The 8,113-nt window shown below is 49.5% G+C and carries 9 protein-coding genes; 8 read left to right on the top strand and 1 reads right to left on the bottom strand.

The window, feature by feature from the left end:
- From AC6R1O_RS15135 to AC6R1O_RS15125, 3 genes are all read left to right on the top strand, one after another.
- The coding region (locus AC6R1O_RS15135) for an acetyl-CoA C-acyltransferase (RefSeq protein ID WP_500657318.1) at positions 1-711 on the top strand (711 nt) is incomplete at its 5' end.
- A complete protein-coding gene (gene fadJ, locus AC6R1O_RS15130) occupies positions 711-2,837 on the top strand; it encodes a fatty acid oxidation complex subunit alpha FadJ (protein ID WP_500657317.1) in 2,127 nt (708 codons plus the stop codon). The genes AC6R1O_RS15135 and fadJ, both read left to right, overlap by 1 nt.
- A gap of 131 nt (positions 2,838-2,968) precedes the next feature.
- Positions 2,969-3,517, top strand: coding sequence for an NAD(P)H nitroreductase (locus tag AC6R1O_RS15125; RefSeq protein ID WP_487903248.1), 549 nt, complete (start codon positions 2,969-2,971; stop codon positions 3,515-3,517).
- A 54-nt stretch (positions 3,518-3,571) separates the two neighbouring features.
- On the opposite strand, the gene AC6R1O_RS15120 is transcribed toward AC6R1O_RS15125, so the two are convergent.
- Positions 3,572-4,447 (bottom strand): LysR family transcriptional regulator, encoded by an 876-nt coding sequence (locus AC6R1O_RS15120; RefSeq protein ID WP_500625794.1) that lies wholly within the window; start codon positions 4,445-4,447, stop codon positions 3,572-3,574.
- A gap of 241 nt (positions 4,448-4,688) precedes the next feature.
- On the opposite strand from AC6R1O_RS15120, the gene AC6R1O_RS15115 reads away from it, so the two are divergent.
- The 5 genes from AC6R1O_RS15115 to dnaX all read left to right on the top strand — a co-directional run.
- Positions 4,689-5,789, top strand: coding sequence for a response regulator (locus tag AC6R1O_RS15115; RefSeq protein ID WP_500657316.1), 1,101 nt, complete (start codon positions 4,689-4,691; stop codon positions 5,787-5,789).
- Positions 5,790-6,030: 241 nt separating this feature from the next.
- Positions 6,031-6,162, top strand: coding sequence for a hypothetical protein (locus AC6R1O_RS15110; protein WP_334551071.1), 132 nt, complete (start codon positions 6,031-6,033; stop codon positions 6,160-6,162).
- Positions 6,163-6,169: 7 nt separating this feature from the next.
- Positions 6,170-6,574 carry a YbaN family protein gene (locus AC6R1O_RS15105; RefSeq protein WP_500634173.1) on the top strand — a complete coding sequence of 135 codons (405 nt, stop codon included), beginning with the start codon at positions 6,170-6,172 and terminating at the stop codon, positions 6,572-6,574.
- A 169-nt stretch (positions 6,575-6,743) separates the two neighbouring features.
- On the top strand, positions 6,744-7,289 hold the full coding sequence (gene apt / locus AC6R1O_RS15100; RefSeq protein WP_334551070.1) for an adenine phosphoribosyltransferase: 546 nt from the start codon (positions 6,744-6,746) through the stop codon (positions 7,287-7,289).
- 12 nt (positions 7,290-7,301) lie between these two features.
- Positions 7,302-8,113, top strand: an 812-nt coding sequence (dnaX, locus tag AC6R1O_RS15095; protein WP_500657315.1) for a DNA polymerase III subunit gamma/tau, incomplete at its 3' end; no start/stop codon positions are given.

Genomic DNA, 8,113 nt, shown 5'->3' with positions numbered 1-8,113 from the left:
GAGCAAGACGCGTTAGCGCACCGTTCGCATACGCTAGCGGCAAAAGCGTGGGAAGAAGGGAAAATTCGCGACGAAGTGATGACCGCTTTCCCAGAGCCCTACAAAAAATGGATCGCCGAAGACAACAATATTCGCCGCGATTCGACCTTAGAAGGCTACGCCAAGCTTCGTCCTGCATTCGATCGTAAGTTTGGTAGCGTGACAGCGGCAAACAGTACGCCACTGACGGACGGCGCCGCCGCCATTATGTTGATGCGAGAAGGGCGCGCTAAGGAGCTTGGGCTTGAGATCATGGGTTACATCCGTTCTTACGCCTTCTCGGCGATTGGCGTTGAAACCGACATGTTGATGGGGCCATCGTACGCCACACCGGTTGCACTCGACCGAGCGGGTATTACGCTGTCTGATTTGACCTTGATCGATATGCACGAAGCGTTCGCCGCTCAGGCGCTATCGAACGTGAAGATGTTTGCGAGCGATAAGTTTGCCCAAGAGAAATTGGGTCGCTCAAAAGCCATCGGTGAGATTGATATGGATAAGTTTAACGTTCTAGGTGGTTCGATTGCCTACGGACACCCATTCGCGGCGACGGGCGCTCGCATGATTACGCAAACGCTGCGTGAGTTGCAACGCCGTGGCGGTGGATTGGCATTGAATACCGCCTGTGCAGCAGGTGGATTGGGCGCAGCAATGGTTCTGGAGGTCGAATAATGAGTGAGCAAAAAGCATTTAACTTAACCATTGATGAGCAAAACATCGCTTGGCTGGCGATTGATGTGCCCGGCGAGAAAATGAACACGCTGCAAGCGGCGTTTGCCGATGAAATGGCCGCTATCTTTGATGAGCTCGGTGACAAGCAGTCTACCCTCAAAGGCATGGTGGTCCACTCACTCAAGCCGGACAACTTTATTGCTGGCGCCGATGTACGTATGTTAGACGCCTGTCAAAGTGCTGCAGAAGCACAAGCGTTAGCGCAACAAGGTCAGAAGATGTTCGCGACATTATCGGATCAGCCTTTTCCTGTTGTCGCGGCGATTCATGGTCCGTGTTTGGGCGGCGGCTTAGAGCTTGCTTTGGCGTGTGATTATCGTGTTTGTAGTGATGATGATGCGACGAGACTGGGTCTACCTGAAGTTCAACTTGGACTTTTGCCAGGCTCGGGCGGCACGCAAAGACTGCCTCGTTTGATTGGTTTGCTGCCATCACTGGATTTGATTTTGACCGGTAAACAGTTGCGAGCGAAAAAAGCGGGCAAATTGGGCGTGGTGGATGCGGTGGTGCCGCAGACTATCTTGCTCGATGTGGCGAAAGGCTTGATTGAAAAATCATCGCCGAAGCGAAAAAGTGGCAAAAAAGCATCGACTAAAGAAAAGCTGATGGCGCACACCGGGTTGGGCCGCAAGGTGATCTTTGAACAAGCTGCCAAGAAAACCCACGCCAAAACGCGCGGCAATTATCCAGCGGCAGAGGCGATTTTAGACGTCATTCGCTACGGACTTGAGCACGGTTTCGATAAAGGGTTACAGAAAGAAGCACAGCGCTTTGGCGAGTTGGTGATGACCTCAGAATCGAAGGCACTGCGCTCGATTTTCTTTGCGACCACTGAAATGAAAAAAGACAACGGCAGTGATGCTACGCCGCGAAAGATTCAGCGCGCCGCCGTGCTAGGTGGTGGCTTGATGGGGGCGGGCATTAGTCACGTTAGTGTGGCGAAAGCGAAAGTTCCTGTCCGGATAAAAGATGTGTCAAACGATGGCGTTCTTAACGCTTTGCAATACAACTACAAGTTGTTCGACAAGCAGCGTCAACGTCGCATTCTTTCCAAAGCGCAACTGCAATCGAAAATGGTGCAGCTGTCGGGTGGCACCGATTTTACCGGCTTTAAAAACACAGACATCGTGATTGAAGCGGTATTTGAAGATTTGACGCTCAAGCAGCAAATGGTGGCGGATGTGGAAGCCAATGGCCATGCAGAAACTATTTTTGCGACCAATACGTCATCATTGCCGATCCACCAAATTGCCGCCGAGGCTAAGTACCCTGAGAAAGTCGTCGGGTTGCACTACTTCAGCCCGGTGGAAAAAATGCCGCTGGTTGAGGTGATCCCACACGAAGGCACGTCGGATGAAACGGTTGCCACCGCGGTCGCTTTTGCTCGCAAACAAGGCAAAACGCCGATTGTGGTCAAAGATTGTGCAGGCTTTTACGTTAACCGTATTTTGGCGCCTTACATGAATGAAGCGGCGCAAGTACTGATGGCGGGAGAACCGATTGAACAGTTAGATAAAGCGCTGCTTAACTTCGGCTTCCCAGTCGGCCCTATTACGTTGTTGGATGAAGTTGGCGTCGATATCGGCGCGAAAATTATGCCTATCTTGGTCAAAGAACTCGGCGCGCGTTTTCAAGGCCCAGATGTGTTTGACATCTTACTCAATGATGGCCGTAAAGGGCGCAAGAGTGGCAAAGGCTTCTACACCTACAAAGGGAAGAAGAAAGAGGTCGATAAGTCCGTGTACAAACTGCTGAAATTGACCCCGGAATCTAACCTTGCTGAGAAAGACATCGCCATGCGTTGTGTACTGCCGATGCTCAACGAAGCGGTCCGCTGTCTGGACGAGGGCATTATTCGCAGTCCTAGAGATGGTGACATCGGGGCGATTTTTGGTATTGGTTTCCCTCCATTCTTAGGTGGCCCTTTCCGCTACATGGACCAAATTGGCGTGAAGAAGCTGGTGGATATCATGAACGACCACGCACAAAAATACGGGGATCGATTCGCGCCATGCGATGGGCTGTTAACACGTGCGGGGTTAGATAAGCCCTTCTACAGCAACTAGTTTTTTCTCAAAATAAAAAGCGAGCCTCGGTAATAGGCTCGCTTTTTTTGTTTGACGCGTTACTATTTATATCGATAAGCAGCCAACCATAGGCTGGCGAGTGTCTCGAATATAATCATTAAGGATATCAAATGGATGCGCTTGATTTACTGCTCAACCGTCGCTCAGTCGGCAAACTGTCTGCCCCGGCTCCTGAGGGAGTCGCATTAGAAAACATCATTCGCGCTGGCCTGCGTGCGCCGGATCATGCGGGGTTGACGCCGTGGCGTTTCGTGATTGCTCAAGGGGAAGGGCTCAATAAGCTGTCTGCGATTTTGCACCGTGCTGCGGTGGCAGACAATAGTGATGACGCTGTGCTTGAAAAAGTGAAAAATGCGCCTTTTCGCGCGCCTATGGTGATCACGGTGATCGCCAAAGTGACGGAGCACGACAAAGTGCCAGCACTTGAGCAGCACCTATCTGCAGGTTGTGCCGTGCAAGCGATGCAGATGGCGGCGGTTGCACAGGGCTTCCAAGGGTTCTGGCGCTCTGGCCCTTGGATGTTCCACCCGAATGTGCATCAAGCTTTTGGCTTGCAGGGAGAAGATCAAATCGTCGGATTCCTCTATCTTGGTACGCCCGATAGTGAGCCAATGAAAGTGCCCCATCGCGAGTTGAGTAAATTCGTCGAGTATTTGTAATCCTTGACGGACAAAGAAAGAAAAGCGCCTGATTGAAAACAATCAGGCGCTTTTTTAATGCAGGTTGAACGCGATCACAAAGTCGATGAATAAACGGACTTTCTCGGGTAAGTGGTCTTTGTGGTTATACAGCATATAAATATCACGAGGGTTAGCGATCCAGTCATCGAGCACTTGGACAAGGCTGCCATCCTCAATGTACTCGCGAATCATCACATCCGGCATGAGCGTAATGCCAAGCCCTTCAGAACACGCGCTGCGAACGACATTGAGCGTATTGGCTTGGAAGCGGCCTTTATCATTATTGACCACCACTTCGCCATTGTGATTTTTGAGTTGCCATTTGAGCAGCGGCGAACCTTTGAGCAGTGCATGCTGGCTCAACTCTTCGGCGTGTTTCGGTGCAGGATGTAGGCGCAAATAAGTTGGGCTGGCAACCAAAATGTCTTTGACCGAGCTAATTTTACGTGCAATCAGGCTTGAATCTCTCTGCGGCCCCACTCGGAAAATGACATCCCACTCGGTGGGGTCAAGGTGGTCGGATTGCGTGCTGGTATCAAGCTCAATATGGATATCAGGGTATTGAAGCATAAACGCATTGAACATCGGCATCATCATGCGTTTGGTTAGATTGGAAGGAGAGGTAATACGAATTTTACCCGCAGCGCCACGACATTCATCAGAGATCTCCTCTGCTGTCATCGTCAGACGGTTGAGCAGGGGAGAGCACTCATTGAAAAAGCGCTCACCCGCCTCAGTCAGTGACAGCTTTCTTGCATGTCGATTGAGCAAGCGAAGGTTAAGTGAGTCTTCCAGCGCTTGAATTCGTCGAGTGATCGTGGCGACCGGAATCATGGTTTTACGGGAAGTTGCGGTATAGCTTCCATTTTCTACCACCAGTCTAAATAGGTTGAGATCATCTAATTTCATTCTGTCGAACACACTTTGGTTACGAATTTAGGTAATTTATCTTTATATATCATGTCAAAGCTTGAGGCACATCAACAACTTCACCGATCTTACCGGATTCATACATATAGTAGCTATCCCTCATTTACGGTGGAATATTTGTATAAATGGGCCGTGGCGACTACTTTTTAAGAAGTGTTTCAAACACGCAGTTAATAATAACAATAATGTTGATAATCCAAATTTGGGTGAGGCAAGGTTTATGCACAAATCAGTTCAGGTGGCCTCGGTGGTGAATCCGCGACTGGCTGCAAGTCAAAAGCTCATTATGGTCGTTGATGACGATCCTATCTTTCGTCGCATTACGACGGGATTTCTAACCGCACAAGGTTATGAAGTCATCGAGGCTTCAGATGGCTTAGAAGGTTTAAAACAGTTGAGGGAACATTCCCCCGACCTCATTTTATGTGATCTGTCGATGCCGGTGCTTGATGGTATCGAGTTTGTCGAGGAGGTGAGCTTAGAGTACCCGTCTATGCCGCTTATTGTTGTATCGGCGACCGATGAGATGTCTGATGTGGCGAAGGCGCTGCGTTACGGCATCAAAGATTTCCTTCCTAAACCGATTTCCAATTATGAACACCTCGCCAACGCCATTGAAGTGACGTTGGAGGATTCTGACAACCACCTCAGTGATCTCAGGGATTTTTCCAGTCAGTGGTTTCGTGTCGATAGTGGGGATATGCCTGAGGAGCAAGAGCTTCATTGGCACTTGGAGTTTCTAGAGGATAACCCAAGTGCGGCCAAAGATTTACTCCATGCGCTGCTGCCAGACAAAGACACCGCACAAGGGGATTGGAAGTGCAGTTACCGCTTACTGCAATCGACGGATGTGATGCCTTTGGTGTTTGATTATGCCTGGCTTATGAACGGTCAATTTGCTTTCTATTTGGTGGATTCGGCCAGTAGCCATCATCATGGCCCAGCGGCGACGCTGCTGGTTCGCGCTTTGTTCCATGATTATCTGCGTAACCTCAAATCCTTCAATGCGGATTTGAAAGATCTGGCGGATATTCTAGAGAAAGGCATGCAGTGCTCCGACTGCGGCGTACCGGTGAAAGCCTTGTTTGGGGTGGCAGATCTTTGCTCAGGAAAGCTGTCTCTGCTGCCTGCCGGGCTGGATGCACAGTGGTCGAATGGGTACCAATCTCAACATATCCCTTCTGGCGTCAAGTTGGGAGAAAACTGCGCCAAAAACTTCATCACCACCGATCTCTTGATACAGTCGGCGTGTCAGATATCCCTAAGCCGCCTAGGTTCTAGCAGCTTTACTTTAGACATCTTCCGTGGTGGCAGCGCTTAAACGCATCCATGTATTCCCCAAATAGTGATCAACCCCAAAGGCCTTATTCGCCTTTGGGGTTGATGGGTTATCCCCTCTCATTTTATCAATAACCTTACACCTGTTCGGTGTTTATGCTTTAACCATTAAGGTATAGTCTCGCCAAACAAAAATAACCCTAAAACGCAGGGCAGCACTTGCGTTAATGGGACTTTCATTATTGAAAGAAACGTATCGCCACCTACCAAAAGAGAAGCAGCCCATGGCAGACAAAGATTTTAAAGAACCGTATAATATTTTTTACTTTTTAGGCTTTATTGCAGCCCTGTTGATCCCAACGCTTCCCGCGACCTTGACTTGGATTCGCGTGTTCAACGGATACGCAGGCTTCTAACGCAGTTCTGGAGCATACCATTCCTCTACGCAGATTCTTTTTCTATGTTGTTGGTGTGCTCAGTTTATGCCTAGGCATACTGGGCATCTTCCTTCCCGTTCTCCCTACCACACCGTTTATTTTGCTCTCCAGCGCTTGTTTCATGCGCAGCAGTCCACGTTTTCACCGCTGGCTTCATCAACACCCGACGTTCGGGCCTATCATTATCAATTGGCATCAGAACCGGGCGGTAACGCGCGGCGTAAAACAGCGCGGCGCTCTCGCGATGGTACTCAGTTTTAGCTTCTCAATTTGGGTCGTCCCTCACCTATGGCTGAAAGTGATGTTGGTGGTGATGCTGGTGATTTTACTCAGTTGGTTCTTGCGTCTTCCTGTGATGGAGCTGCTTGCCGATAGAGAAGAAAATCACTAAGATTACCCAGAAGTGTGCCCACTCTATTGGTGGGCGTTTGTTTTTTATACGAACCGTATTTTAGTCAGTGATTTGGTCAGATACCGGATCCGAGTGGCACAAAACCCATTATTAAGTGGCCGATGATAACAATGATAGGCGCCCACTTAGCCAAAGTAAGTAATGAACTATGACAACTGAAACGATCGCATTCATCAAATCTAGCATCAAAAGCATTCCAGACTATCCAAAGCCAGGCATTCTATTCCGTGATGTCACGAGCTTGATGGAGAACGCCAAAGCCTACCAAGCCACGATCCAACTTTTAGTGGATAAATATAAAGATCAAGGCTTTACCAAAGTCGTTGGTACAGAAGCACGTGGCTTCTTGTTTGGTGCACCGTTGGCGTTGGAGCTTGGTGTGGGTTTTGTCCCTGTGCGTAAACCGGGCAAACTACCACGTAACACCATCGCTCAATCTTATGAGTTGGAGTATGGCGTTGATACGCTAGAGATTCATACCGATGCCATCTCAGAAGGTGACAAGGTGCTGGTGGTGGACGATTTGCTCGCAACCGGCGGTACCATCGAAGCGACCACCAAACTGATCAGACAGTTAGGTGGCGTGGTCGAACATGCGGCGTTTGTTATCAATCTACCTGAAATCGGTGGTGATAAACGTCTGCAAGGTCTCGGCCTTACGGTTTACAGCATCTGTGAATTTGACGGTCATTAATCGGAATTATTCATGAGTTATCTTGCTTTAGCGCGAAAGTGGCGTCCAACCAAATTCAGTGAAGTGGTGGGTCAAGCGCACGTTTTGACGGCGCTTGAAAATGCACTCGCTCAAAATCGTCTCCACCATGCGTACTTGTTCAGTGGTACGCGAGGTGTCGGTAAAACCTCGATTGGGCGACTGTTTGCCAAAGGTCTAAATTGTGAAACGGGTATTACTGCCAACCCTTGTGGTCAGTGTGATACGTGTCAAGAGATAGACCAAGGGCGCTTTGTGGATCTATTAGAGATCGACGCGGCGTCGCGCACCAAAGTGGAAGATACTCGAGAGTTATTGGACAACGTCCAGTACAAGCCAGCGCGTGGACGCTTTAAAGTGTACCTGATTGACGAGGTGCACATGCTCTCTCGTCATAGCTTTAACGCGCTGCTGAAAACATTGGAAGAGCCGCCAGAGTACGTGAAGTTTATTCTGGCGACCACCGATCCGCAAAAACTGCCTGTGACGATTTTGTCGCGCTGTCTGCAGTTTCATCTTAAGCCGATTACGGTCGATGCCATTCATCAACAGCTGGATCATATCCTTGCACAGGAACAAGTGAGTGCAGAGGCACGCGCATTGGGTATGATTGCCCATGCGGCGGATGGCAGTATGCGTGATGCACTCAGTTTGACTGACCAAGCGATTGCTCTTGGCAATGGCAGTATCAGCCAAGAAAGCGTGGCGCACATGTTGGGTACACTCGACACCGATCAAGCCTTGCATCTGCTGCAAGCGATCAGCTCGAAATCGGTGGATGTGGTGATGTCGAGTGTGGAGCAAAT

This window comes from Vibrio sp. R11-SG3-ISO3-SZ (assembly GCF_059834345.1).
Note: the sequence above shows the minus strand (reverse complement) of the source record. Positions and strands in the feature narration are given on the sequence as shown.